Annotated in this window: 20 protein-coding genes; 11 read left to right on the top strand and 9 right to left on the bottom strand. The window is 72.8% G+C overall.

What is annotated here, in order from left to right:
* Nucleotides 1-6: 6 nt before the first annotated feature.
* The 5 genes from DQ392_RS10010 to DQ392_RS10030 form a co-directional block, all read right to left on the bottom strand.
* Nucleotides 7-1074: a FecCD family ABC transporter permease gene (locus tag DQ392_RS10010; protein WP_245981295.1), complete on the bottom strand. Its 1068-nt coding sequence runs from the start codon at nt 1072-1074 to the stop codon at nt 7-9.
* Complete coding sequence (locus DQ392_RS10015; protein WP_114015189.1) at nt 1071-2183, bottom strand: FecCD family ABC transporter permease; 1113 nt, start codon at nt 2181-2183, stop codon at nt 1071-1073. Before DQ392_RS10015 ends, DQ392_RS10010 begins: the two co-directional genes overlap by 4 nt.
* Nucleotides 2176-3963 (bottom strand): siderophore-interacting protein, encoded by a 1788-nt coding sequence (locus DQ392_RS10020; protein WP_114015190.1) that lies wholly within the window; start codon nt 3961-3963, stop codon nt 2176-2178. Before DQ392_RS10020 ends, DQ392_RS10015 begins: the two co-directional genes overlap by 8 nt.
* 244 nt (nt 3964-4207) lie before the next feature.
* Complete coding sequence (locus tag DQ392_RS10025; RefSeq protein ID WP_114015191.1) at nt 4208-6148, bottom strand: ABC transporter ATP-binding protein; 1941 nt, start codon at nt 6146-6148, stop codon at nt 4208-4210.
* Nucleotides 6145-7905, bottom strand: a complete 1761-nt coding sequence (locus DQ392_RS10030; RefSeq protein ID WP_114015192.1) for an ABC transporter transmembrane domain-containing protein — start codon at nt 7903-7905, stop codon at nt 6145-6147. The genes DQ392_RS10025 and DQ392_RS10030 overlap by 4 nt, the downstream gene beginning before the upstream one ends.
* 399 nt (nt 7906-8304) lie before the next feature.
* Here DQ392_RS10030 and DQ392_RS10035 point away from each other — a divergent pair, with 399 nt between their 5' ends.
* From DQ392_RS10035 to DQ392_RS10045, 3 genes are read left to right on the top strand one after another with little or no spacing between them, the layout of a single operon-like run.
* Nucleotides 8305-9699: an MFS transporter gene (locus DQ392_RS10035; protein ID WP_245981297.1), complete on the top strand. Its 1395-nt coding sequence runs from the start codon at nt 8305-8307 to the stop codon at nt 9697-9699.
* A 47-nt stretch (nt 9700-9746) separates the two neighbouring features.
* Complete coding sequence (locus tag DQ392_RS10040; protein WP_114015319.1) at nt 9747-11843, top strand: molybdopterin oxidoreductase family protein; 2097 nt, start codon at nt 9747-9749, stop codon at nt 11841-11843.
* Nucleotides 11840-13405: an FAD-dependent oxidoreductase gene (locus tag DQ392_RS10045; protein ID WP_220182609.1), complete on the top strand. Its 1566-nt coding sequence runs from the start codon at nt 11840-11842 to the stop codon at nt 13403-13405. The genes DQ392_RS10040 and DQ392_RS10045 overlap by 4 nt, the downstream gene beginning before the upstream one ends.
* 166 nt (nt 13406-13571) lie before the next feature.
* Here DQ392_RS10045 and DQ392_RS10050 read toward each other — a convergent pair whose 3' ends face one another.
* Entirely contained in the window at nt 13572-13919 is a 348-nt protein-coding gene (locus DQ392_RS10050) for a VOC family protein (RefSeq protein WP_114015321.1), read from the bottom strand.
* 135 nt (nt 13920-14054) lie between these two features.
* On the opposite strand from DQ392_RS10050, the gene DQ392_RS10055 reads away from it, so the two are divergent.
* Nucleotides 14055-14711 (top strand): hypothetical protein, encoded by a 657-nt coding sequence (locus tag DQ392_RS10055; RefSeq protein WP_114015194.1) that lies wholly within the window; start codon nt 14055-14057, stop codon nt 14709-14711.
* 22 nt (nt 14712-14733) lie between these two features.
* Here DQ392_RS10055 and DQ392_RS10060 read toward each other — a convergent pair whose 3' ends face one another.
* From DQ392_RS10060 to DQ392_RS10070, 3 genes are all read right to left on the bottom strand, one after another.
* A complete protein-coding gene (locus tag DQ392_RS10060) occupies nt 14734-15060 on the bottom strand; it encodes a hypothetical protein (RefSeq protein ID WP_114015195.1) in 327 nt (108 codons plus the stop codon).
* A 63-nt stretch (nt 15061-15123) separates the two neighbouring features.
* On the bottom strand, nt 15124-16053 hold the full coding sequence (locus DQ392_RS34405; RefSeq protein ID WP_181856360.1) for a TrbL/VirB6 family protein: 930 nt from the start codon (nt 16051-16053) through the stop codon (nt 15124-15126).
* A gap of 167 nt (nt 16054-16220) precedes the next feature.
* A complete protein-coding gene (locus DQ392_RS10070; RefSeq protein WP_114015322.1) occupies nt 16221-16877 on the bottom strand; it encodes a formylglycine-generating enzyme family protein in 657 nt (218 codons plus the stop codon).
* A gap of 580 nt (nt 16878-17457) precedes the next feature.
* On the opposite strand from DQ392_RS10070, the gene DQ392_RS10075 reads away from it, so the two are divergent.
* The 7 genes from DQ392_RS10075 (at nt 17458) to DQ392_RS10100 (ending at nt 25382) form a co-directional block, all read left to right on the top strand.
* Nucleotides 17458-18027 (top strand): helix-turn-helix domain-containing protein, encoded by a 570-nt coding sequence (locus tag DQ392_RS10075; protein ID WP_245981299.1) that lies wholly within the window; start codon nt 17458-17460, stop codon nt 18025-18027.
* 221 nt (nt 18028-18248) lie between these two features.
* On the top strand, nt 18249-19766 hold the full coding sequence (locus DQ392_RS10080; protein WP_114015197.1) for an NAD(P)/FAD-dependent oxidoreductase: 1518 nt from the start codon (nt 18249-18251) through the stop codon (nt 19764-19766).
* 21 nt (nt 19767-19787) lie between these two features.
* Nucleotides 19788-21269 carry a peptide MFS transporter gene (locus DQ392_RS10085; RefSeq protein WP_114015198.1) on the top strand — a complete coding sequence of 494 codons (1482 nt, stop codon included), beginning with the start codon at nt 19788-19790 and terminating at the stop codon, nt 21267-21269.
* A 164-nt stretch (nt 21270-21433) separates the two neighbouring features.
* A complete protein-coding gene (locus tag DQ392_RS10090; RefSeq protein WP_114015199.1) occupies nt 21434-22543 on the top strand; it encodes a hypothetical protein in 1110 nt (369 codons plus the stop codon).
* A 98-nt stretch (nt 22544-22641) separates the two neighbouring features.
* On the top strand, nt 22642-23298 hold the full coding sequence (locus tag DQ392_RS10095; RefSeq protein WP_114015323.1) for a maleylpyruvate isomerase N-terminal domain-containing protein: 657 nt from the start codon (nt 22642-22644) through the stop codon (nt 23296-23298).
* 353 nt (nt 23299-23651) lie between these two features.
* A complete protein-coding gene (locus tag DQ392_RS34410) occupies nt 23652-23825 on the top strand; it encodes a hypothetical protein (protein ID WP_181856361.1) in 174 nt (57 codons plus the stop codon).
* Nucleotides 23826-24029: 204 nt separating this feature from the next.
* The gene (locus tag DQ392_RS10100) at nt 24030-25382 is read left to right on the top strand and encodes an APC family permease (protein ID WP_114015200.1); all 1353 of its coding nucleotides are present in this window, start codon (nt 24030-24032) and stop codon (nt 25380-25382) included.
* Nucleotides 25383-25405 lie beyond the last annotated feature (23 nt).

Raw genomic sequence — 25405 nt, forward strand, 5'->3', positions numbered from 1 at the left:
GCGTGTTCACAGGGTTCCCTTCCGGTTCTCGCGGACGAGCAGCGAGAGGAGGTAGACGCCGCCGACCGCGACGGTGACCACGCCGACCGGGAAGGCGTGGCCCGGTACGGCGTGCTGGGCGACGAGGTCGGCGCTGGAGAGGATGAGGGCTCCGGCGCAGGCGGCGGGCAGCAGCGCGGTGCCGTAGGTTCCGGCGAGCCGGCGTCCGACATGGGGGGCTGCCAGCGCGACGAAGGCGATGGGCCCCGCGGCGGCGGTGACCACCGCGACCAGGACGACGCCACCCAGCACCAGCAGCAGCCGCAGGCGCGCGGGTCGCACGCCGAGCGCGGCGGCGGTGTCCTCGCCCAGGTCGAACACCGGGAGGGCACGCTGGAGTCCGGCGCAGACCAGGATCGTGAGGACGGCGCCCGTCGCGAGGGCGGGGCCGGTGTGGCTGAAGCTGACGGCGTTCAGGGAGCCGGCGCCCCAGACGGCGGCGACCTGGGAGATGTCGGAGTCCGCGATGAGGTAGAAGTACGTCTCCAGCGCCACCATCATGGCGTTGAGTCCGATACCGACGATCACCAGGCGGAAGCCGGCCGTGCCGCCGTCGCGTGCGAAGAGCACGACGAGCAGCGTGACCACGAGACCACCTGCCAGCGCGCCGCCCGCGACCAGCGCGATCCCGGGACCGACGAAGGTGATCACCGCGACACCGCCCGCGGAGGCTCCGGCGGTGAAGCCGATGATGTCGGGACTTCCCAGCGGGTTGCGGGTGATGCACTGGAAGAGCGCTCCGGCCACGCCGAGCATCGTCCCGAGGACCACGGCGGCGACAGCACGCGGCAGCCGCCACTGGAGGATGAACAACTCCGTGACCCGGGTGCCGTCACCGGTCAGTGTGGAGAGGACCTGAGCCGGGGAGTAGTTCACCTTGCCGAGCATGAGCGCGGCCACGGTCACGCCCGCCGTCGCCGCGACGAGCAGGGCGCACACTGCGGCATAGCGCACGGGCACGCGCGCGGACACCCGTAGGCGCCGGGGCCCGCGGACGGTCAGGTCACCCTGCTCGGCCGATATCCACGCGGTCACTGGGCGTGCACCTTCCGGTTGGAGACCAGCCGGATCAGCACCGGGGCACCGACGAACGCCGTGACGACGCCCACGGGCATCTCCCGCAGCGGCAGCGCCACCCTGGCCAGGATGTCGGAGGCGAGCAGGAGGACGGGTGCGGCGAGTGCGGCCAGCGGGATGATGCGGCGCTGGTCGTTGCCGACCAGCAGACGGCACACGTGCGGCACCATCAGCCCGAGGAAGGTCACGGGTCCGGCGATGGCGGTGGCCGAGCCGACCAGCAGTGTGACGGAGACGATCGTGCCCAGGCGCACCCGCCGGGTGTCGACTCCGAGGGAGGCGGCGGTGTCCTCGCCCAGCGCGACCGCGTTGAGCGGGCGCACCAGGGCGCCGGCGAGCAGCAGCCCGACCACGAGGTACGGGAGGACTCCGATGAGGTCGGTGAGCGCGCGCCCGGCCACCGAGCCGGCTGCCCAGGACCGGTACCCGTCGAACGTCGCGACGTCGAACAGGCGGATGGCGGTGGTGAGTCCGCCGAGAACCGCGGCAAGCGCGACACCGGCCAGGACCATGCGGACCGGCGTCGCCGGGCCCTTGCCCGCCGAGGCGAACATCAGCAGGGCGACGGTCGCGAGCAGCGACCCGGCCAGCGCGGGCAGGACGAGGGCGCTGGTGGAGGTCGAGGCACCGAGCCACAGCGCGAGCGTGACACCGAGCGCCGCACCGCCGTTGACGCCGAGAATGCCGGGGTCGGCGAGCGGGTTGCGGGTGTACGCCTGGATGACGGCGCCGGCGACACCGAGCGCGGCGCCGACGGCGATCGCCACGACGGTGCGCGGCAGCCGGGAGTCGAGGACGAGGGCGTCGGCCTGCTGGTCGCCGTGGCCCAGGACCGCGTCGACGATCCTGCCGAGCGCGATGCCCTCGGCGCCGACGAGCAGACTGGCCGCGGCGGCCAGCAGCAGGGCCGCGAGGAGTGCGGCGAGGACGAGTGGCGTCCGGGGGAAGGAGGGCTTGGCGCCGGCGGCCGGCCGCGCATCCTCGCGGGATGCCGCGTCGGCGGTGGGTGCCGGGCGCTCGGCGGCCGGGGTGGCCTCGGCGAGCGTGCCGGGGGCGGGCTCAGGCATGAGCGACCGTCACGGTTCCGAACGGCCCGAAGCCCCAGCCGAGCACGGTGCGTTCGACGGTGGCCGCACCGGCCGCGCGCAGCAGCGCGGCGACCTGTCCGCTGGAGCGCAGCGGTGCGCCGGTGACGGCCAGACTGGTGAGCGCGTGCTCGGCGGCGTGGTCGTCGACGGCGGCCTTGTCGCTGGTGCGCTCGAACAGCACGAGGGCGCGGCCCGCTGCCAGTGCCGTACGCAGCAGGGTCCGGCACTCCTCGTCGGTGCGGCCTTCGAGAGCGGCGACGAGTATCGCGCAGTCGTGGTCCGGCCAGGCGGCGACGTCCGTGCCCGGCAGGTGCACGGTGCGGCCGCGGGCGATCCGCCCGGCCACGTGGGGGGCCGCGTCGCCGCTGACGGCGAGGGTCGTGGCGTCCCGCACCGCGGGGACGTCGGGCAACAGGTCGAGGACGTACGCCAACTGCTCGGCCGCCCGGTCCTGGTGGGCGGCGTCGAGGTCCGGGTCGGCCACCCGCCGCTCGCGCCAGCACAGTTCGCCCAGGCGCTCGGCGTGGCCGTCGGCGCGCAGCACGTCGACCAGATCGACCAGGGCGAGCGTCTCCCGGTTGGCCGGGTTGTCGAGACAGAGCTCGTCCTGGACGGAGTCGTCGCACAGCACCGCACCGAGTGGCGTGTTGCCGAAGTGGTCCCTCTCGCGCTCCAGGAGGCCGAGCGCCGTCATGCCGTCGAGCAGTGGGGCGAGGCGGCCGGCCGGTACACCGGTCTCGGCAGCGAGTCCTTCCACGGTGGTCACGCCGCTGGAGACGGCGGGGTTGATACCGAGCGTGACCGCGGCGCGGGTGAGCACGGGTGGCGCCAGCTCGGTCATCTCGTGGATCCGCGTCGGCAGATCAGAGGTTTCCGTACTCTCCTCGGCCGGGGCGGGCACGAGGCTCTCGGCGTTGTCGCGCGCCGTCTCCTTCGCGGCCGTCACCGCCTTGGGGCGCCGCCAGTAGCCGACGACCTCGACGTCCTCCTTGGGCAGGCCGAGTTCGCCGCGCAGGTAGCGGCGTATGGGGGCGATGGCCATGGCCTCGCCCGCCGTCCACGCGTACACCCGGCCCTCGGGTACCTCGATGCGGCGCACCGCGTCGAACAGTTGGGTGGTGGCACCGGCTGGAGCCTCGGCCCTCACCAGCCACTCGATCGTCACGCCGGCCCGGGTGTGCAGCCGCTGGCGGTCCTCGGCGGTCGGGATCTCGATCACGACGTGGCCGCGGGCGGTCTCGGGCGCCTCCTCCAGCCAGCGGGCGATGGCAGGCAGCGCGGTCTCGTCACCGGCGAGCAGATGCCAGTCGGCGTCGGTGTTGACCAGCGCACAGGACTTCGGCCCCGCGAACTGGATCGCGTCTCCGACCTGCGCGTTGAATGCCCACGAGGCGGCGAGTCCGGCGTCGTGACGGGCCACGTCGATGGCGAAGGTGTTCTTCTCCGGGTCCCAGGAGCGGACCGTGTAGTCACGGGTGTTGCCGAGCACCTCGGGGTTCCAGGCGAAGCGGGTCTCCTCCTGGGTGCCGACGCGCGGCAGCTCGCCTTCGGCGGGCGGGACGACGAGTTTGACGTGGTCGTCGAACCCGTCGGAGCGGAACGCGGGCCGCCGGTATCCGTCTCCCATGACGCCCTCGGCCAACTCGTCACCGGTCAGGGTGAGGCGGCGCATGTTCGGCGTGAGGTCGTCGATTCCGGCGACCCGCACACGGCGCATCACGATCGGGAAGATCCGGAGGGGGCGGGACGAGCGAGGCATGGATGCTCCGTGAAGACTGCGAATTAGTGAGGTAAGCCTAGCCTAATTAACGCCGGGGGTCGGTGGCTGTGACGCATTCGCAATCCGGAACCGGACACGCCGCTCAGCCGCCGTCCCGCCCGGCGCGGACCGCGCCATTCCGGCCACTTCGGTTCCCTCTTCCGCTGGGGCCGTCCCGCCCGGCGCGGACCGCGCTCTCCTCCCGGCCGGGCGACACGCCAGGTGGCCCGCCGGCACCAGTCCTTCAGCGCGGCGCGGGCACCGAAGTCCGCGGCTCCGCGTCCGGTTCCGCCTCCGGGCCGGCCCAGCTCCGCCACAGTCGGGCGTACCGTCCGCCCGCCGCGAGGAGTTCGGCGTGGGAGCCGCTCTCCACCACGAGGCCGCCGTCGAGCACCACGATCCTGTCGGCCCGCTCGGCCTGGGTGAGGCGGTGCGCGACAAGGAGAGTGGTCCGGCCCCGGGTCGCCGCCTCGGCCGCGTCCTCCAGTATCCGGGCACCGGCGCTGCCCGCCTCGGCTGTCGCCTCGTCGAGAACCGCGACCGCCGGGTCCGCGAGGGCCAGCCTGGCGAGGGCCACATGGCCGGCCTGCGCGGCGGTCAACGGGTGGGCGCCTTCTCCCACCCGGGTCTCCGCGCCCTCCGGCAGCGCACGCACCCACTCCAGGGCGCCGACCGCGTCGAGCGCGCCCAGGATCTCCGCGTCGCCGGCCGTGGTCCGCGCCAGCCGCACGTTGTCCAGCACGGTGCCGTGGAAGACGTGCAGCTCCTGACTGAGCAGCGCCACGTGGCGCTCCGTCCGGCGCTCGCCCATCCGCTCCACCGGTGCCCCGCCCAGCCGCACGGTGCCTGCCGTCGGCCGCAGCACACCGGCGGCGATGGCGGCCAGGGTGCTCTTGCCCGCACCGCTCGCCCCCACCAGCGCCACCCGCTCGCCGGGTGCGACGCACAAGGACACCTCCCGCAGCACCTGGTGGTCGCCGTAGGTGTGGGAGACGGCGCACAGCTCCAGACTCGTGTCGGCCGGAACCTCCGGGGCCTCGGGCTCGACCGGCGGGCTCATCATGGCGACGCCCGCGAGGCGGGCCAGCGCGGCGCCCGCCTCCTGGATGTCGTCGAACTGGGTGACCAGGAAGCCGATCGGGTTGAACAGCCGGTGGAAGTAGAGCGCCGCCGCCGTGACGGCGCCGACGGTCACCGCGTCGGAGCGGACCAGGAAGAACCCGGTGACGAGGACGGCGGTCAGGCCGATGAACTCAGCGGAGTTGAGCCGCGAACTGAAGCGCGTGAACAGCCGGAAGACCGACAGCGACACCTCGCGCGCCGCGGCCGAACGCTCCGCCACCCGAGCCACGTGTGCCTCTTCCCACCGGTAGGCACGCAGAGTGGACGCGCCCCGCAGCGAAGCCGCCAGCGCCTGTGTGCGGGCGCCGGTCAGCACCCGCTGCTGGGCGTAGAGCGGGCCGGAGCGCGGCAGGTACCAGCGCAGCGCCAGGACGTACACCGGGGCCGCCGCGAGACCCGCGAGGCCCAGGCGCCAGTCGAGGGCGAACAGGCCACCCGCTGTCAGCCCCACGGTGAACACCGCGTTCGCCAGGGGCGGCACGACGCCCGATATCGCACCGGTGACGACGGCCACGTCGTCACCGGCCCGGGAGAGCAGATCCCCCGTGCCGGTCCTCTCCAGAGTCGCCGACGGCAGCTGCAAAGCCCGGTCGAGCACCCGGGCCCGGATCCGTGCCAGGACCGTTTCCCCGACCCGCGCCACCAGGGCGCCACCCACTCCGGTGAGCACCCCGGTGGCCAGCGCTGCGACCACCAAGACGATTACTGCCCACGCGAGATGGGCGGTGCCGGCGTCCGCACGTACCTCGTCGACGAGCCGGCCCAGGACCCAGGGAGCGGTCAGCCCGGCCGCGCTGGCCGCCGGCATCACGACAGCGGCGGCCACCGCGAGGCGGCGGTGCCCGGCCAGTTCGGCGCGCAGCAGACCCCACGTCAGGCGGGGCGAGGCCACGGGGAGCAGCGCGTCGGCCGGAGTCGCCGGCCGGGCGCCGGGCCTCTGCCCGGCGCCCGCACCACCACCGGCCGACCGATCACCGGCTGCCCGGCCCTTATGCCGCGCCGACGGGACACCGCCCTGGCCGCTGTCCCTCGTGGTCCGCCGGCCGCTGGTGCGCTCACTCATCGCAGTACCGCCTTCCGGTAACCGGCGTCGGACGCCGCGAGCCGGGTGTGCGTTCCGGTGCGCGTCGCACGGCCGTCCTCGATCACGACCACCTGATCGGCGCGGGCCAGCAGGGCCGGGCTGCTGGTGATCACGACGGTGCAGTGCCCGCGCCGGTGGTCGGCAAGCCGGTGGGCGATCACCTCTTCGGTCACGGCGTCCACCGCGGTGGTCGGCTCGTGCAGGACGAGCACGGGAGGAGCCGCCAGCAGCGCACGGGCCAAGGCGATGCGCTGACGCTGGCCCCCTGAAAGGGAGGCGCCCCGCTCGGTCACCTGATGGTCCAGCCCTGCGGAGTGGAGGGCGACGATGTCGTCCGCGGCGGCAGCGGTCACCGCCGCGGCGACCGGCGCCTGCCCGTGCTCGCGGCCCGCCGTCAGGTTCTCCCGCACACTGCCCTCGAACAGGGCGACATCGTGCTGCTCGACATGCACCGTGCGCCGCATGGCGTCCAGCGTGAGTTCTCCCGCGGGCACACCTGCAACCAGCACCTCGCCCTCGTGCGCGGACGCCTGCCCGGACACCACCGCGAGCAGTGCGTCGGCGTCGCGCGGGTCATAGGCGACGACGGCTGTCAGGCGGCCGTGAGCGGCGTGCAGGTCGAGCCCGTCCAGCGTGCGGTACCTGACGCGACGCAGCGTCAGGTCAGCGCTCTCCCGTACGGCTGCGAGGGTTCCCGCCGACACCTGGGGGGCCGCGTCCACCACACCGGCCCAGCGGCGGGCGGAGGCGCGCGCGCCCGCGGCGATCCGGCCGCAGAATCCCAGGGTGCGCAACGGCTCGGCGAGGAACTGCGCCAGGCCGGTCACGGTGACCAGCTGCCCCACGGTGAGTCTCCCGGTCAGCGCCGCCCAGCCGGCGAAGCCGGCGACCCCGGCCAGGAACAGTCCGCTGCCCGCGACGGTCACACCCTGGTGGAGGCCGGTGGTCGTGGCGGCACGCAGCCCGGCCCGCAGCGCGGCGTCACCGGCCTCCCGATACCGTTCCAAGGCGGCGCTCCGGGCGCCGATCCCCCGGAGGGTGCGCACCCCGCCGAGCAGGTCGGCGGCCATCGCCGTGGCCTGCCCTGTGGCCTTTTGCAGTGCGGCGCTGTGCCGGGTGAGGCGGGGCGAGACCCGGGCGTTGAGCAGCACCGACAGCGTCACACCGGCGAGCACGCCCAGTCCGAGCGGTACGTCGATGACGAGCAGTGCGACGGAGGAGACGACGATTGCGCAGAGCGCTCCGATCCCGAGGGACACCGCGCGGATGATCAGCGCGGTCTTCTGCGCGTCGGACGAGGCCACCGCGAGCAGTTCGCCGGTACGCAGGCCGGTGCGGCGCCCTCGCGGGTCCAGCGCGGTACGTGCCACGTCCACGCGCAACTGGTGGGCCTCACGCTCCAGTGAGGTCACGCCCTGGCGCGCACCGTTGCGCCACGCGAGGGCGAGCACGGCGAAGAGGGCGGCGAGGGAGGCAACGGACCAGGCCAGCGCCGTCGGATCACCGGCGGACACGGCGCGGTCGATGATCACCCCGATGGCGATCGGCACGGCAGCCTCCGCCGCCTGGTGCACGGCCAGCAGCAGCCAGCCGACCGCCAGCCGTCCGGCGTGCCGCCGCAGCGACTGTGCGAAGACGGTCCGGGGCGAGCGAGGGGCCGGCTGCGTCGCCTGCTCCGCCTCGGGCGGACGGGACGGCGTCGAGGGGGCCTGGGACGAGCGCCGGCTGCCAGCCATGCATGGCCTCTCAACGGACAGGAGCGCTGTCGGCCCGCACGCGTGCCGGACGAGTCGCCATACGGACGTTCGGTGGGCGCGTGGGGCGACCGCGCCTCGGGAACCGGGGAGTGACCTCGCCCGGCGGCGCCGGAGGACGGGGCGGTCCCACGGGGTGAGCGGACACCCTTGCCGTCGACGCCCCCGCTATTGCGGAGCGCCGCCGCCCCGGCTCGGCCCGGGACGGCAGCAAGCTAGCACTTCAGGAAAGGTTAGGTAAACCTCGCCTTAGTTGGTGGCCGGTCATGGGGCTGCGGACGGCGGCGGCCGCGGGTACACCGGGGCCGCCGCCGCAGCCGGATACGGCGGCGAAACAAGCGGCACGTAGTCTCATGTGCCCGAGGTCTGGCTGGAGGCGACGTGAGGGCAGAACGGATCAGCCGCTGGGATCCCGAGGACCCGCAGCTGTGGGAGCGCGGGGGGCGGCGCACCGCACGGCGGAACCTGTGGTTGTCCGTCTACGCCGAGCACATCGGGTTCGCGGTGTGGAGCCTGTGGTCGGTGCTCGTGCTGTTCCTGACGCCCGCGCACGGGTACGCGCTGTCGCCTGACGAGAAGTTCCTGCTGGTGTCGGTGGTCTCACTGGTGGGAGCGGTGCTGCGACTGCCGTACGGGTTCGCGGTCACCCGCTTCGGCGGGCGCACGTGGACGGTGTGCTCGGCGCTGGTGCTGCTGCTGCCCGTCGTGGCCGCCGCCGTGCTGGTGCGCTTTCCCCACACGCCGTTGTGGGCGGTGTTGCTGTGCGCCGCGGCGGCCGGGCTGGGAGGGGGCAACTTCGCCTCGTCCATGGTGAACATCAACCGGTTCTTCCCCGAGCGGGAAAAGGGCTGGGCGCTCGGGCTCAACGCCGGAGGCGGCAACCTGGGAGTCGCCACCGTGCAGTTGCTCGGGCTGCTCCTCCTGGCCACCGCCGGTGCCGCTCACCCGGAGGCGCTGCCCCTGCTCTTCATACCGGCGCTGTTACTCGCCGCGCTGCTCGCACACCGGTACATGGACAACCTCCCCGCCGCCCCGACCGACTACGGTGCCTACCGCTGCGCGCTGCGGGACCGCCACTGCTGGCTCCTCTCGCTGCTGTATGTGGGGACTTTCGGCTCCTTCATCGGCTTCGGCTTCGCCTTCGGACTCGTCCTGCAGAACGAGTTCGGCAAGAGCCCGGTGCAGGCCGCCGCCTTCACCTTCCTCGGACCGCTGCTGGGGTCGCTGACGCGTCCGCTGGGCGGGCGCCTGGCCGACCGGTTCGGCGGGGCGCGGGTCACCGCCTCTACCTTCCTCGCCCTGGCCGCCGGGGCCGCCGGCTCGCTGGCCGCCTCCGCCGCCGGGTCCTTCACCGGCTTCGTCGCCGTCTTCGTCGCGCTGTTCGTCCTCACCGGGCTGGGCAACGGGTCGACGTACAAGATGATCCCCGCCCGGTATGCCGCGCGGGCGGCCGACGCCGTCGAGGCGGGCCTCGATCCGGGGGAGGCGCGGGCGGAGGCACGGCGGTTGACCGGAGCGGTGATCGCCGTCTCGGGAGCGGTGGGGGCGCTCGGCGGCGTCGGGATCAATCTCGCCTTCCGTGAGTCGTACCGGACGACGGGCGACGCCCGCGCGGCCCTCTTCGCCTTTCTCGCCTTCTACGGACTGTGCGCGGCCGCCACCTGGGCCGCTTACCTGCGGCGTCCCCGCCGATCCGGCTCCCGCCACGTGCCCACAGCTGCCGAACCGCCGGAAGAGCCCACGCCCGGCGCCGCCGGACGGGAGGTGCGGTCGTGACCGGAGAGACCGCCACCCACTGCCCGTACTGTGCTCTCCAGTGCGCCATGTTCCTCACCCCCGCCCCTGATACCGGTCAGCTCACCGTCGCTCCCCGCGACTTCCCCACCAACCGCGGTGGACTGTGCCAGAAGGGCTGGACCTCCGCCGAACTGCTGACCTCGCCCGAGCGCCTCACCACTCCGCTGATCAGGGACGGCAAGGACGCCCCGCTCCGCGAGGCGGGCTGGGACGAGGCTCTGGCCCATGTGACGCGGCGCTTCGCCGAGCTGCGCGCCACCCGCGGCCCCGACTCCGTCGCCGTCTTCGGCAGCGGCGGCCTGACGAACGAGAAGGCGTACGCGCTCGGCAAGTTCGCCCGGGTGGCGCTGGGGACCTCGCAGATCGACTACAACGGCCGCTTCTGCATGTCCTCCGCGGCCGCGGCGGGCAACCGGGCCTTCGGACTCGACCGCGGCCTGCCGTTCCCCGCGACGGATCTGGACGACTCCGAGGCCGTCGTCCTCGTCGGTGCCAACCCCGCGGAGACGATGCCTCCGCTGATGGGGCACTTCGACCCCGCCCGCCTCATCGTCGTCGACCCGCGCCGCACGGCGACCGCCCAGACGGCGCTCGACGCCGGCGGACTGCACCTGGCACCCACCCCCGGCACCGACCTGGCCCTCGCGCTCGGCCTGTTGCACGTCGCCCTGGTCGAAGGCCACCTGGACACCCCGGGCCGGGTCGCCTACCGCAGGGACCGCACCACGGGCTGGGAGGCCGTACGCAAATGTGCCGCGCGCTGGTGGCCCGAGCGCACCGAGCGGCTGACCGGTGTCGCCGCAGCCGACCTGCGGCGGGCCGCCGCCGTACTGGCCGGCGCCCGCCGCGCCCACATCCTCACCGGGCGCGGTGCCGAGCAGCACAGCAAGGGGGTCGACACGGTCGCCGCCTGGATCGACCTCGCCCTCGCCCTCGGGCTGCCCGGCACGCCAGGTTCCGGGTACGGCTGCCTGACCGGGCAGGGCAACGGCCAAGGCGGCCGCGAGCACGGCCAAAAGTCCGACCAACTGCCCGGCTACCGGCACATCGAGGACCGCGCCGGGCGCGAGCACCTCGCCCGCGTATGGGGCGTGCGGGAGGAGGAGATTCCCGGGGCCGGGCGCAGCGCCTGGGAGCTGCTGGACGCGCTCGGCACGCAGGACGGCCCCGCGGCCCTGCTCGTGATGGGCTCCAACCCGGCCGTCTCGGCCCCGCGTTCGCGCCGCGTCATCGAAAGGCTGCGGGGGCTGGACTTCCTTGTCGTCGCGGACTTCGTCCGCTCGGAGACCACCGAACTCGCCGACGTCGTACTGCCCGTGGCGATGTGGGCCGAGGAGTCGGGCACCATGACCAACCTGGAGGGCCGCGTCCTGCGCAGACGCGCGGCAAAGGCTCCGCCGCCCGGCGTCCGTACCGACCTGGAGGTCCTCCACGGCCTCGCCGTCCGCCTCGGCCGGTCCGGTGAGGAGTTCCCGCCCGATCCGGCGCCGGTGTTCGCGGAGCTCCGCCGGGCGTCAGCGGGCGGAGTGGCCGACTACGCGGGCGTCGAGCCCCGGCTCCTGGACGACGACGCGCCCGTGTACTGGCCGGCCCGGAGCGCCACCGGGGCCGGTACCCGGCCCGGCGGGCCCGCGGCGGCCCTCGGGACCCCGCGGCTCTTTCTCGACCGGTTCGCGCATGCCGACGGGCGGGCGCGGTTCCTGCCGGTGGAGTACCGGGAGGCGGCGGAACTGCCCGATGCCGAGCATCCCTTGTACGCGACCACGGGCCGGCAGCTGGAGCACTACCAGTCCGGGGCGCAGACCCGCAGGGTGCCCGCGTTGCGGGCGGCGGCACCTCAGGCGTACGTCGAGGTGCACCCCGACACGGCGCGCCGTGCGGGGCTCGCGGACGGAGAGGAAGCACGGGTGGTCTCCCGGCGCGGGACCGTCCTCGCCCGGACCCGGTACGTGGCGAGCATGCGGCCCGACACCGTCTTCCTCCCCTTCCACTTCCCGGGGACCGGTGCCGCCAACGTGCTGACCAACCCGGCGCTCGACCCGGTGAGCCGCATGCCGGAGTTCAAAGTGAGCGCGGTACGGCTGGAGCGCGCCGACGCGAACGCGCCGAAGGAGGGGGAGTGAGCCGGGTGCAGCGTGTGGTGGTGGTCGGCAACGGGATGGTCGGGTCGCGGCTGTCGGAGGAGGTACTGCGCCGTGACCCCCTGGGCGCTCGGGTGCGGCTGACCGTGGTGGGAGCCGAGCCGGTGGGCGGCTACAACCGGGTACTGCTGCCGGGACTGCTGTGCGGAGCACTGACCGAGGACGACGTGGCGCCGGGCCCGCTCGGCCCTTCGCACCTGCCTGATCCGCCCGTCGCGGGGGAGATCTCGGTCCACGGCCCGTTCAGCACCGGATCCACCGTCACCGCGGTGGACCGCGCGGCGCGCACCGTCCTGCTGGCCGACGGGCGCCGCCTGCCCTACGACAGGCTGGTGCTGGCCACCGGCGCCCGCGCCGTCCTGCCGCCCCTGCCGGGCCTGCACCTCGACGCGCCGGGTACGGGAGCCGACGACGCTCCCACCGCACCGACGCGTACCGGGGCACTCGCCCATGACGTCACCGTGCTGCGCACCCTCGCCGATGCGCGCCGGCTGCTCGCTCTCGCGCACCAGGCGTGCGCACGCGGGGCACGGATCGCGGTACTGGGTGGAGGCGTCCTCGGCCTGGAGGCGGCCCGGGCGCTGGCAGCGCGCGGGGTCGCCGTGACGGTCGTCCACGCCACACCGCACCTGATGGACCAGCAACTGGACCCACAGGCCGGGCGGATACTCAGCCGGGCCCTGCGCCGACTCGGTATCGAACAGCGACTCGGGACCGCGGCGGTGCGCTGGGAGGCAGGAGTGGGACTGCATCTGGCGGACGGCACCGTGCTGCCCGCCGCCGGACTGCTGCTGTGTACCGGAGCCAGAGCCGAGACGACGCTCGCCGAGACCTGCGGACTGGCCGTCGGACCGGGCGGGATCGCCGTCGACGAAGCCCTCACCACCTCCGACCCGGCCATTCACGCGCTGGGTGACTGCGCCGACGCCGATCCGGGACTCGTGCAACCCGGCTGGGAACAGGCGGCCGTACTCGCCGCCCGGTTGACCGGTGAGAACGACACAGCCCGCTACCTGGGCACTCCACGGGTGACCCGGCTGAAGGCAGCCGGCATCGAACTGACCTGCCTCGGCGACCCGTTCGTGGAGGACGAGGGAACGGCGGACGACGGCGGCCCCGAGGTGCTGCGGATCGAGGACCCGGCCCGGGACCGCTACGCCAAACTGGTGCTGCACGGTGACCGGGTGACCGGCGCCATCCTTCTCGGCGTACCCGACGCCGCAGCCGGCCTCGTCCAGCTCTACGACAGGGGAGCGCCCGCCCCCTCCGACCGGCTCGCTCTCCTGCTCGGCCGTGCCCTGCCGCCCGAGACGGCGGACGGCCCCGAGGCGATGCCCGACCGCGCGATGGTATGCCGCTGCAACAGTGTCACCAAGGGCGTGCTGCGCTCGGCCTGGCACGAGGGCGCGCACACTCCGCAGGAACTGGCCGCCACCACCCGCGCCGCCACGGGGTGCGGGGGGTGCCGTACCACTGTCGAGAAGCTCGCCGCGTGGCTTGCCGAGACCGCTCCGGAAGTCGGCCGCACTCCGCGACCGCCGTGACCGCCCGAGGCGACCCCCGCGTGCGACCAAGCCGCCCGAGCCGACCAGAGCGAACCGACTTCGCGCCTGCGGGCTGTGGGAGACCGGACCGTTCCCTACGGAGCGCCCGAGAACGCGCCGGCCGACGCAACCGCGAAAGGCGTGCGTCAGCGGCGTGTCATCGGTGTCATCGGTGGCCCAGCACGTTGACCACCCGGCCGTTGGGATCGCGGACGAAGAACCGCCGCACTCCCCACTCCTCGTCCTGCAAGGGGTGAACGATCTCCGCGCCGCTGCCACACACCGCCGCGTAGACCGCCTCCACATCGTCCACCTCGACACTCATGTCGGGGACGACGGGCGCGGACTCGTCGTGGCTCATGAAGGTGACCTGCGCGGTGGGGTTGGACGGAGAGGCGAGCGTCATGACCCAGCCGAGGTTCATGACCTCCTCGAACCCCAGGAGCCCGTAGAAGTCACGGCTCTCCTCCATGGCCTCTGACCTGATGTCGGGCATGGCCCGGCGGATCGACATGAACAACTCCTTCTGGCAGGCGGACACGCGTCTGTCCGTGAGCATCATCCGGCAAGCGAAGGGGCGGTGCACTCTCTTACGGATCGCCAGTCGCCACAAGAGACCGCATGCGTGTGAGGCTGCGAGACTGCCGTCATGTCTGTTCATGTCGTCTCGGTCATCGGCAGCAGCCCTGGCGTCGGCAAATCCACGCTGTGCCGCGCGGTCGCGGAGTGGCTTGCCGGAACCGGCGCGTCCGTCGATCACTTCGAGGAGGCCGACATCCTCACGCGGGCGGCGTTCCGGCCGGTGGCCGAGGAGTTCGCCGGTGGGGAAGCCGCAGTCCGTCCTGAGACCCTGATCGAGTGCACTCGCGCCTACGTCGACGAGATGGTGGCGCAAGGCACGGACTACGCGGTGACCGACGCCCTCGTACCGTTCATCCCCTCCCTCGTGGCATGGGGTCACCAGGAGCGGACTCTCTCCCGCGTGATGGGCGAGCTGGTGCGGGCCCTGGAGCCCGCGGCCCAGGTCACCGTCGTGTACGTCCACGACGATCCGACGCGGGCACTGCGCCGCGCGGTACAGCGCGAGGGAGAGACCTGGGCCGACTGGTACGTGCGCAAACTCGCCGCTTCCCCCGGCACCCGGACAGTCCACGACCTGCCCTCGGCCGCCGCACACCTCCACGCCGAGGCCGACCTGACCCTCCGTCTCCTCGCCAGGACCCCGTGGCAGGTCCTCACCGTGAACGTGGGGACCAGGACCGCCCAGGAGACCTTCGCCTGCGTGCGGGACCACCTGACGAAGTAGTTCGCCGGCGGGGTGCGCCTCGTCAGGAGGTGTGCGGCCCACCCCGGCGCCGGTCGGCGCCCCGCTCATCGGCCGCCTCGCGCTCATCGGCCGCCTCGCGCTCATCGGCCGCCTCGCGCTCATCGGCTGCGTCCGCGTGGTCGTCGAGGACCCCAGCGGCCTCCGTGTCGCACGCGAGCCCGGTGGCGAGGACGTAGTCGACGTCGACATCGCGGTACTCGACACCCGCGTTCACGCGTTCGGGCAGGTTCCTCCGTACGCTGCGCGAGGTGGACCGGCGACCTGGCGACCCGTGGAACGTCACCCGCGTCTGCGGCTCGTCCTGGAAGCGCAGGCTGTCTGCCCGCACCGAGGAGGTGAGCGAGATGTCCGGCGCCTGCTCACGCTGTCGTACGTCTGCCGAGCGTGCTGTTCATGGCGGCTCCCGCCTGCGTTCGCCGTCGCCGCGCTCGGCCGTGCGCTTGGAGGCCGTGCGCTTGGCGCGACGCTCCGTTCGTCTGCCGGAGTCCTCCTTGCCGTCGGACGCGGAACCGGTGGACGCGTCCGGCTGCCGTGCGGTCTCCTCGCCGCCTCGCGTCGCCTTGCCGACCACGTCTCCTCGCGTCGCCTTGCCGACCGCGTCCCCTGCCTCCTCGCCCACGACCTCCGCTGACTCGCGTGCGCCCTGGCCCACGTCCTGGATGGCCTCGCCGGCACCCGCGCCCGCGTCTTGCACGGCTCCGCCGGCACCCGCACCCACATCCTGAACGGCGTCTCCGGCGCCGCCGCCGACGTCCCGCACGGCGTCTCCGGCGCCGCCGCCCACGTCCTGAACGGCGTTGCCTGCGCCGGCACCGACGCTCTTGGTGGCTTCGCCGGCTCCGTGTCCCAGCTCGCCGACCGCTTGCCGGGCCCCGCCGCCGAGTTCCTGGGCCGCGGCCCCCACACCCCGGGTGACCGCCTCCAGGATCTGCGGGTTCTTGTCGACGCTGCGCAGCACCCGGTCGATGATCCGCGCGACGTTGTCCAGCCGTACCTTCAGCAGCGCCTGGGCCTCGACGCCCTTGATCTCCAGCTGGACCCGTCCGAGGTCGACGTCGGCGCCGACGTTGAGCTTGAGCAGATCGAGAACCTCCGCCTGGAGCGAGACGCGGGCGCGCAGGTCCTCGACGTCGAGGTGGATCTCGTCGACCTCGAGCTGAGGGACGTCGAGCAGGACGTCCGGGCCCTGGCCGGCGTCCTCACCGGCGGGAAGGAGCTCCCCCTCCTGCGGTTCCTGGTCTCCCGCGTCCCCCTCATCCCGGAATCGGTCGTCCTCGTCATCGACGTACCTGGCGTCGTCGTCACGCTGCTCTTCGTTCATCACGCGGCCTCGCTGTCCCTGGGACGGGCGTCAGCAACAAGAAGGGCATACCAGCTGCTTTGTACTCGAATCCACTGTAAAGCGGACTGCCCGCCCTGTCGTGGTGGAGCGTGCGCCTCCCGACGGGCGCCGCGGGCGAGCGCTGTACGGGTCGCCCGGCCCGGCAGTCACCCGTTCGACGTCGACCTGGAGCGAGCGAGGCGGAAGCTGACGTCGTCGATGCGGAAGGTCGGGTGACTGCGCCGCCGCACGGAGGCCCGGCAGCTCCAGTGCTCGTCGGACCAGCCACCGCCACGGAGTACCCGGTAGCTGCCGTACACCTCGGCGTCGTAGACGTCCCAGCACCAGTCCCACGCGTTGCCCAGCATGTCGTACAGGCCCCACGGGTTGGGCTGCTTGCCGCCAACGGGGTGAATGCGCTCTTCCGAGGTCACGCGGTACCAGGCGATGTCGTCCAGCCGGCCGTATCGCGGGCCCGTGGTGCCCGCACGACAGGCGTGCTCCCACTCGGCCTCCGTCGGCAGTCGGTACCCGTCGGCGGAGGCGTCCCACTCGGCCACGTTGTCGTCGCCGAGGCGGTACGTCGGCGTCAGGCCCTCCCGCCGGGACAACGCGTTGCAGAAGCGGACCGCGTCCCACCACGAGACGCCCTCGACGGGCAGCCGGTCGCCCTGGCCCGTACTCGGCCGCCGACCGGTGACCTGTACGTACAACAACTGGGTGACCGGGAACGCCGACATCCGAAACGGTGCGACCTCGAGCGACCAACTGCGCTGCGTCCGCCGATCCGACAGCGTCACCCGCCCCGGCGGAACGTCGACCATCTCTTTCCTCAAGCCCGCGTCCACAACGAGTCACCCTAACGGTGTGTGCGCACCGCTCCCCGAGGCGCCGCTGTCTCCGTGCCGGCCCTACGGTTCACGCGTCCATTGCGGCTTACGCGTCCATGACGGCTCATGTGTCGTGGCGCCTGCGGAGCGGCGTGGTGGAGGGAAGCCGTCACCGAACCTGCCGACCCGCTCGATCGCGGCGCGGGCGAAGCCGCCGATGGAAAGGCCGAGGCCGATGCTCATGGGAGGAAGCCCCCACAAGGGCACGACGAAGCACGTGCCGCCCCTCCGTGGCTCCGCGCGTCCTGCGCGGGCGCGTTTTCCGTTCTGCGGCGCTGTTCCAAGAGAGCGTCTTGTGCAGAGTGCGGTGACCGTGGCGCAGGGCAGCCGGATCCGGACAACGCCTCTTCGACGCGGGTCAGTTGCTCGGCGCCACGTCGGCGCGGGTGAGTTTCCCTCGCGTCGAGCCGCCCGTCTTCGGGACCGAGTAGCCCTCTGACCTCGCACAGTAAAGTTTTCTATGCCGTGGGCCAACCTATTGTGGTGGTACTCAAACTCGGTTAGCTTCTCCGCCGTGAGCACAGACCCCGTCACGGCCCGGACTCCGGGCGAGCGCCTGCGCAGCCGCCGACGCGCCCTGCAACTCACCCTCAGCGACGTCGCTGCCCGAGCCGAGGTCACCGAGGGCCATCTCTCCTCGATCGAGCGCGGCCGTTCGAACGCGAGTGTGCTGACTTTGCAGCGGATCTGCGCGGTGCTCCGTCTCAACGTCGGAGACCTCTTCGCGCAGGCCGAGTCCTCGGTGCGGCCCGTGCTGCGGTTCCGCGACGCCAAGGGCGTGGCCTTCGGCGAGGGTGCCTCGAAGATCAAGCTGACGCCCGCACACTTCGACCACCTCGAACTCCTCCTCGGCCACTTCGGACCGGGCGGGTCGACGGGCGTCGAGCCCTACACGCACGGCGATTCCGAGGAGGTTCTCCTCGTCATCACCGGCGAGGTCGAGGTCACGATCGACGGCGAGAACCACGCCCTGTCGACCTTCGACTCGATCCACTACCGCAGCAGCCAACCGCACCGCGTGGTCGAGAGCACGGGCACCGAGGACGCGCGCGTCCTCTGGGCGATGTCCCCTCCTACCTACTGAGTTCTCCCCCTGCCCCCGATTTCCCCCGGATCCCTTCGAACGACCTACTGACCTCCCTTCCCCCCTCCCGCCTGCCGTCGAGGCGCGATGTCTCCGACGCGCAAGACGCCGCCACGGCCCCGGCACCGCCCGGCCGCGCCGCCATGCCCCGGCAGTGCCCGCGCCGCCGCGGTCCGTCCGACCGGGACACCAGTAATCCGGCAACCGTCGAGGAGACAGGTATGACCACGTATCGCAACGGCGAGGTCTCGCACTGGATGCGGAACTCCGACCGCCCGGGCGCTACCGCGCCCAGCGAAGCCGCAGAGGCCGCGAAGGCCGCAGGGGCGGCAGAGGCACCTGAGGCCGGCCCAACCGCAGGCGGCAGCGCCACCAGGCCCACGCCGGCCGCGCTGCCGACCGGGAACCAGGACCTCGTCATCGTCGGCGGCGGACTCACCGGGCTGTGGGCGGCCTACTACGCCTCACTCGACCATCCCGACTGGGCGATCACCGTTTTGGAGGCCGAAGAGGTCGGCTACGGCGCGAGCGGCCGGAACGGAGGCTGGCTCTCGACCCTCATCCCAGGGAACAGGGCCGTCTACGCCAAGTCCGTCGCCGCCGGCCGGGGCGGCGGGCTCGAAGCCGTGCGCGCCTTCCAGCAGGCCATGTTCACAGCGATCGACGAGACTCTGGCCGTGCTGGATGCCGAGGGTATCGACGCCCACCAGGCGCAGGGCGGCAATCTCAAGGTCGCGCAGACACCGGCCGGCATGGAGCGCATCCGCGCGACCTACCAGGGCGACCTCACCTACGGGTACTCGACGGACGACGTGCGGCTTCTCTCCGCCGCCGAGACGCGGGCCCGCGTCAACGTCGACAGCGCGGTCGGCGGCATCTTCTACGAGCGCACGACCGCGGTCGATCCCGCACTGCTCACCCGGGGACTCGCCGCAGTCGTCGCCGCCCGCGGCGTGCGGATCTGCGAGAACGCGCGGGTCAGCCGCATCGGCGCGGGTTCCGCCGTGACGAACCGCGGTGCGGTGCGCGGCACGACCGTCCTTTCCTGCCTCGAGGCGTACTCGGGCACGGTCGGCGGGGACGCACCCGGCCTCGGCGCCCGCCAGGTGATCCCAGTGAACTCGTCGATCATCGTCACCGAGCAGCTGCCGGAGGAGACGTGGGCGCGCATCGGCTGGGAAGGCCGGGAGTGCCTCAGCGATTCCGCGCACACCTTCGTCTACGCCCAGCGCACCGTCGACGGGCGCATCGCGATCGGCGGCCGCGGGTCCCCCTACGCCTTCAACTCGGGCACACCGGGCAGCGGCGCCGTCGACGAGCGGACCGTCGCGCAGCTGCGGCACAAGCTGGGGGCGCTCTTCCCTGGGTACGACATGCCGATCGCCCACGCCTGGCGCGGTGTCATCGGCGTCACCCGCGACTGGTGCGCTGGCATCTACTTCGACCCGCACCAGCGCATCGGCGTCGCCCGCGGCTATGCCGGGCACGGGGTGACGGCGACCCAGCTGGCCGCCCGCACGCTCCTCGACCGCGCCGAGGGCAGGACGACCTTCCGGACCGAACTGCCGTGGAACGACCACGACTCCGGGCTCTGGGAGCCGGAGCCGGTGCGCTGGCTCGGCGTCCACGCGATGTACCGGCTGTTCGAGGCCGCAGACAGCTGGGAGCAGTCGCGTCGCGCCGAGCGGACCTCGCTCATCGCCCGCTTCGGCTCACGGCTGGCAGGGCTCCACGAGTAACCCGACTTCCAGGACGACACCATGACAGTGACACCGCCGCGACCGCGGCTCGCCGCCCCGAACGCGTCCCGTGCCGTGCCCCGCTCGATCTGGAGCATGGCGTTCACGGAACTGTGGGAGCGCTTCTCCTTCTACGGCCTCCAGGGCATCCTCTCGTTCTATCTCCTCTACTCGCTCGACAAGGGCGGACTGGACCTCGGGGCCTCCGCGTCGGCGGGCATCGTCGGTGCCTACGGCGGCGCCGTCTACCTCGCGCAGCTCGTCGGCGCCTGGATCGGTGACCGGCTCGTCAGCCCGAAGTGGGTGGTGCTGTGGGGCGGCGTCATCATCGCCTGCGGGCACGTCCTGCTCGCCGCCTGGCCCGGGCCGACCGGCCTCGGCGTCGGCCTGGTCCTCATCATCCTCGGCACGGGCGCCCTCAAGACCAACATCACCTCGATCGTCGGCTTCCTGCTGGACGGCCAGTCCGATGCCAAGCGTGACGCCGGGTTCTCCTACTTCTACATGGCGATCAACGTCGGCGCCGTCATCGGGCCGCTGAGCACCGGTTTCGCGCAGAACCAATGGGGCTTCCACTACGGCTTCGGGCTCGCCGCGATCGGCATGCTGGCCGCCATCATCCAGTACGCGCTCTCGTTGAAGAAGCTGCCCGAGCGGGCGGGACAGGTGAACAACCCGCTGCCCCGCGGCAAGCTCGTCGCCCCGATCGGCTGCACGCTCGCCGCGCTCGCCGTCGTCGTGGCCGGCTCGCTGGCCGGATGGCTCACGGCGGAGAACCTGTCGAGCGTCGTCACGCTCGTCGCCCTCGTCGCCGCGGCCGGATACTTCGCCGTCATCCTCTGCTCGACCAAGGTGACCAGTGACGAGAAGAGGCGGGTGAGCGCCTACCTGCCGCTGTTCCTGCTCTCCGGCGTCTACTTCGGTTTCCTCTTCCAGAAGTTCACGGCGATCTCGATCCTCATCACCGACCGGGTCGACCTCGACATCGGGGGGTGGTCGTTCCCCGTCGCGTGGATCACCACGGTCAGCCCGCTCTCCGCCGTGCTCATCACGCCGCTCGTCGCGCGCCTGTGGGGGCGTCTCGGGCCACGCCAGCCGGGTCCTGCGGCGAAGTTCGCGATCGGGCTCATACAGATCGGCGTCGCCTACTTCTTCATCCTCCTCGTGTCGACCGTGACGGGGAACGGGACGATCCCGCTGTTCCTCATCCTGGCCTTCATGGCGCTCGCCGGGTCGTCCGAGGTCTTCGTCGGGCCGATCGGACTGGCGTTGGCGACGAAGATCGGGCCGGCGACGTTCCGGGCTCAGATGGTCGGGCTGAACTTCCTCACCCTGGCGCTCGGGTCGTCGCTGTCCGGCCTGCTCGGCCAGCTCTTCGCCGCGATCCCGAGTACCGCCTACTTCACCATCGTCGCGACGTCCGCCGCCGTCCTGGGCGGGGCGCTGCTGCTGGCGCGGAAGCCGTTGAACAAATCGCTCCACGCGGGCGTGAGCGCTCAGTAACGGGCGTCAGGGAGAGCCGCCCGTCGAGGAGGAAGGTCCCGGGCCGACCGTCACGGCCCGGGTCGCGACGGTCGGCCCGGGCCGTGACCCTTCGTCCGTGGTTGTACGATCATGCCCGCGACGACCGGCATTCGGTGGCCGGGCGCTGAGGCGGGGAGAGCGGCGTGGGCAGGGGCGAAGAGCACGAAGGGGCGTCCATATCGGACGAGGAGTGGGCGCGGTTCCTCCGGGAGGCGGAGTCCGGAGACAAGAACGCTCCCAAGGAGCCGTCGGCGCGGGCCAGGATGGTGGCCAGGCGGTTGCGCGAGGAGCCCGACAGGCCGACGGGCTGGCGGACGTTCGAGCCGCCCGCCCAGGGCAGGAGCACCGGCCGGGGCACCGGCCGCGGCGGGAAGCGGCTCCTGTACGGGGCGGCGCTGCTGCTCGCGCTCGGGCTGCTGGTACTGGCGCTGAAGCCCACCGGGGTGCTCGGGTGGCTTCCCGGCGGGAGCGACGGGCAGACACCGCTCGCCGCGGACTCGGCGGCCGCGCGACAGCCCACTCTGCGGGAGCCCTTCGAAGGATCGCCCGCGCGCCAGTGGAGCGATGGGCTGGCCGGCGTCACCTTCCCCGCGCCCGACGCGACCGGCTGGATGTCCGAGGCGCAGGTCGCCCAGGCGCTGGAGAGGACACGTGACTTCCTGGCGGCGTCCAGCCTGGAAGCGGGCGTGCTGCGAGGAGAGCGCCCGAAGAAGGCCATCGCGCTGATCAACCCGCGGCAGAAGGACGTGCAGGACTTCCTGGACACCGCTTTCGACAGCCCGAGCAGGAAGAACAACCCGCTTATGCTGTTCAGCCGGTTCGACCCGGCGAAGGCGCGGCTCGCCGGGGACGTGGTGAAGACCCGGGGCCGCGTGACCTTCGACGCGGGCGAGGACGGAGCGCTCGAAGTCACCGCGGACGTCACCTACGTGTACCCGGTGGTGGCCGCCGAGGAGGGAAGCGACCAGGTCGCACGGACGATCGTGCGGCGCGAGACGGTGATGAGCTGGGACGACCCGGCGAAGGTGCACACCAAAGCGGGCACGTTCTCCCTCGTGTCGTACAGGGTGGACACCACCAACGGCGGCTGCGACGGTGTCAACGGCTACCTGAACCCGGAGTTCGGTGCCGGGCGGACGGACGGGGAAGCGGCGACAGGCCCCGGTGTCGACCCCTACGACCGCGACGCGTCGATGGACGAGCGGATGCGGGAAGCCGAGGGCAAGGAGTGCGGGAGGGCAACCCGGACGTGAGCGTCGGGCAGGCCCCGCCCGGGCGTGGCCTGCCCGTCGTGGCCCCCGCCGAGTCAACACGCTTGTCCGCCACTTCGGCACGGCACTACCTTGCCGAGGTGGATCTCTTCTCACGCTCGTGGGCGGCGCTGCGCACGGCGGTCGCCGAGCTTCCCGACGACAGTTTCCAGCGGCCGTCCGGCTGCACCGGCTGGCTCGTACGCGACCTCGTGTGCCACCTGGTCATCGACGCGCAGGACGTCCTGATCACCCTGGTGACCCCCGCCGGCACCGCGCCGACCGTCGACGCGGCGGGGTACTGGACCGTCGCGGACCGGCTGCCCACCGGCGAGGACCCACTCGACGCGCTGACCGTCCGGCTGGCCGCCGCGTACGAGGACCCGCACCTGCTCACGTTCCACCTCGACGATGTCGGATCCGCCGCCGGACGCGCCGCGGAACTCGCCGACCCCGGCCTTCGGGTGCGCACCCAGGACATGGTCCTCACCGTGGGCGACTACCTTGCCGCGTACGTCCTGGAGTGGACGCTGCACCACCTCGACCTGACCGCGCACCTGCCGCATGCGACGGATCCGCCCGCGGACGGGCTGGCCCACTCCCGGGCGATGCTGGAGCAGATCACAGGTTGCGCGTTCCCCGCGTCGTTCACCGACAGGGACGTGCTGCTGGTCGGCACCGGCCGCCGGGCACCGACCGCCACGGAGCAGAGCGCGCTCGGCGAGTCGGCGGCGCGACTGCCGTTCGTCATCGGCTGACGCGTCCGCACTCGGCCGGCGCGGACGGTGGTCGCACGCACCGGTGAACCGGCCCCTCCGTTCGTGCGCGACCGCCCTCCTCCTTGCCGTCACCGGAGTCCTCGTGCCGGCCGCCGTCCGGATCCTCCAGCACCGCACCGGCGCGACCGCATTCCTCAGCCGGACCGGAATCCCGGCTCCGCGTCCGTGGCCGCAGGCGGCCTCGGTCGGCCAAGGCCGCCGAGCTGCCGCCGACCGGCCGGGAAGCTGTTGTGGCGGATGGTTCATCCCGGACGCGCTGGGAACCCCGGGGAGCGGAGCCCGGGCGCCGTGCGCCGCGCGGCTGTCAGGGCAGACCCCGAGGGAAAGTGATCATGACTGTTCCGGAAGAAAGCCGTCCGAAGACCGAGACCACGGACCAGGTGGTCGAGGAGGCCACGCCGCCCGAAGAGCAGCCGAGGACCCACTCCGGCGCCACACTGAGGGAGGCGTTCGAGGAAGCGGACGTCAGCCCGGAGGACTTCGAGGAAAACCCCTCCAACGGGTGAGACACGGCCGGCCCGGGTCCCGGAAGGGGGCCCGGGCCGGGGCCGTGTCGCCGACGGGCGCGGTCTTACTCGCGCGGGCGCGCGAGGACGGGCGGCAGCCCTATAGGCCACTACTCATCCGCGTGCGGCACGGCGGGGCCCACCCAGCCGCCGCAGGGTGGCAGCCGCGGGGTGTCCCACCGCCGGAGCGGGCACACGTGGTCCATGAACCGCACCCCGCCCCCCGCGGCTGACCGCTCCTCTGCGCTGCGCCAGACGCTCACCACCACGCTCCTGTACTTCTTCATCCTCGGCGACATCCTGGGCGCCGGGGTGTATGTGCTGGTGGGCCAGGTGGCCGCGGAATCCGGCCCCGCGGTGTGGCTGCCGCTGGCCGCCGCCCTGTGCCTCGCCCTGCTCACGGCCGCCTCCTACGCGGAGCTGGCCACCCGCTACCCGCGTGCCGGTGGCGCCTCCCACTACGCCACCCTCGCCTACGGTCCTTTCGTCGGCTTCCTCGCCGGTTTCTGCATGCTGGCCGCCGGGGTGGTGTCGGTGGCGGCGCTGGCGCGGGGGTTCGCGGGCGACTATCTGGCCGAGTTCGTCTCGCTGCCCGTCGCGCTGGTGGCTTGCGTGTTCCTGGCCGCTCTCGCGCTGCTGAACCTGCGGGGCATCAGCGAGGCCCCCCGGGCCAACGCGGTCGCCACCGTCATCGAGGTGGGCGGGCTGGTCCTCGTTATCGGGCTCGGCGGATGGGTCCTCGCGCGAGGCGACGGCGATCTCGGCCGGCTCGTCGACGTCGGCACGCCGGGGACCGGTTCGGCGGCGGCGGTGCTCAGCGGAGCCGTGCTCGCCTACTACTCCTTCGTCGGCTTCGAGACGTCCGTCAACGTTGCCGAGGAGACCAGGGACCCGCGGCGCTCCTACCCGCGCGCCCTGTTCGGTGCGCTGGTCACGGCGGGGCTCGTCTACGTGCTGGTCGGCTGCGTCGCCGCGGCGGCGGTACCGACGCACCAGCTGGTGAACAGCAGCGGCCCCCTCCTCGAGGTGGTCAGGGAGGCGGGTGGGGTGCCGCCGCGGGTCTTCAGCGTGGTGGCACTGGTCGCCGTGGCCAACGGCGCGCTGCTCACCGGCATCATGTCCTCCCGCCTCACCTTCGGCATGGCGCGCGACGGTCTGCTTCCCGGCGCCCTGGCCCGGGTGCTGCCCGTGCGCCGCACGCCGTGGGCCGCGATCGCGGCCACCACCGCGCTCTCGCTGCTCCTCGCCCTGACCGGTGGTGTCGCGTCGCTCGCCGCCACGCTGGTGCTCCTGCTGCTGGTCGTCTTCTTCGTCGTGAACACCGCCGCGCTGGTACTGCGGCGCAGGCCCGCCGAGCGGGACCACTTCCGCGCTCCCGCCCTCGTGCCCGGGCTCGGCGCGGTGTCCTGTGTGGTGCTGGCGACGCAGGTCGACGGCGAGGTGTGGCTGCGTGGGCTGGTCGTGCTCGCTGTGGGGCTGGTCCTGGGCGCCGTCGCCGCGCTGCGGCGCCGGGTCGGGCACGCCGAGCCGATGCGCGACGCCTCCCGCGAGCGGTGACCCGTCCGCGCGGTGTGGTTGCC

The sequence above is a fragment of the Streptomyces reniochalinae genome (assembly GCF_003323735.1).
Lineage (GTDB): Bacteria > Actinomycetota > Actinomycetes > Streptomycetales > Streptomycetaceae > Streptomyces > Streptomyces reniochalinae.

Coding starts and splice junctions, on each gene's coding strand:
- DQ392_RS10015 (WP_114015189.1), bottom strand. CDS start 2,183: ATGCCTGAGCCCGCCCCCGGCACGCTCGCCGAGGCCACCCCGGCCGCC.
- DQ392_RS10020 (WP_114015190.1), bottom strand. CDS start 3,963: ATGCCTCGCTCGTCCCGCCCCCTCCGGATCTTCCCGATCGTGATGCGC.
- DQ392_RS10025 (WP_114015191.1), bottom strand. CDS start 6,148: ATGAGTGAGCGCACCAGCGGCCGGCGGACCACGAGGGACAGCGGCCAG.
- DQ392_RS10030 (WP_114015192.1), bottom strand. CDS start 7,905: ATGGCTGGCAGCCGGCGCTCGTCCCAGGCCCCCTCGACGCCGTCCCGT.
- DQ392_RS10040 (WP_114015319.1), top strand. CDS start 9,747: ATGTTCCTCACCCCCGCCCCTGATACCGGTCAGCTCACCGTCGCTCCC.
- DQ392_RS10050 (WP_114015321.1), bottom strand. CDS start 13,919: ATGTCGATCCGCCGGGCCATGCCCGACATCAGGTCAGAGGCCATGGAG.
- DQ392_RS10055 (WP_114015194.1), top strand. CDS start 14,055: ATGTCTGTTCATGTCGTCTCGGTCATCGGCAGCAGCCCTGGCGTCGGC.
- DQ392_RS34405 (WP_181856360.1), bottom strand. CDS start 16,053: ATGAACGAAGAGCAGCGTGACGACGACGCCAGGTACGTCGATGACGAG.
- DQ392_RS10070 (WP_114015322.1), bottom strand. CDS start 16,877: ATGGTCGACGTTCCGCCGGGGCGGGTGACGCTGTCGGATCGGCGGACG.
- DQ392_RS10080 (WP_114015197.1), top strand. CDS start 18,249: ATGACCACGTATCGCAACGGCGAGGTCTCGCACTGGATGCGGAACTCC.
- DQ392_RS10085 (WP_114015198.1), top strand. CDS start 19,788: ATGACAGTGACACCGCCGCGACCGCGGCTCGCCGCCCCGAACGCGTCC.
- DQ392_RS34410 (WP_181856361.1), top strand. CDS start 23,652: ATGACTGTTCCGGAAGAAAGCCGTCCGAAGACCGAGACCACGGACCAG.
- DQ392_RS10100 (WP_114015200.1), top strand. CDS start 24,030: ATGAACCGCACCCCGCCCCCCGCGGCTGACCGCTCCTCTGCGCTGCGC.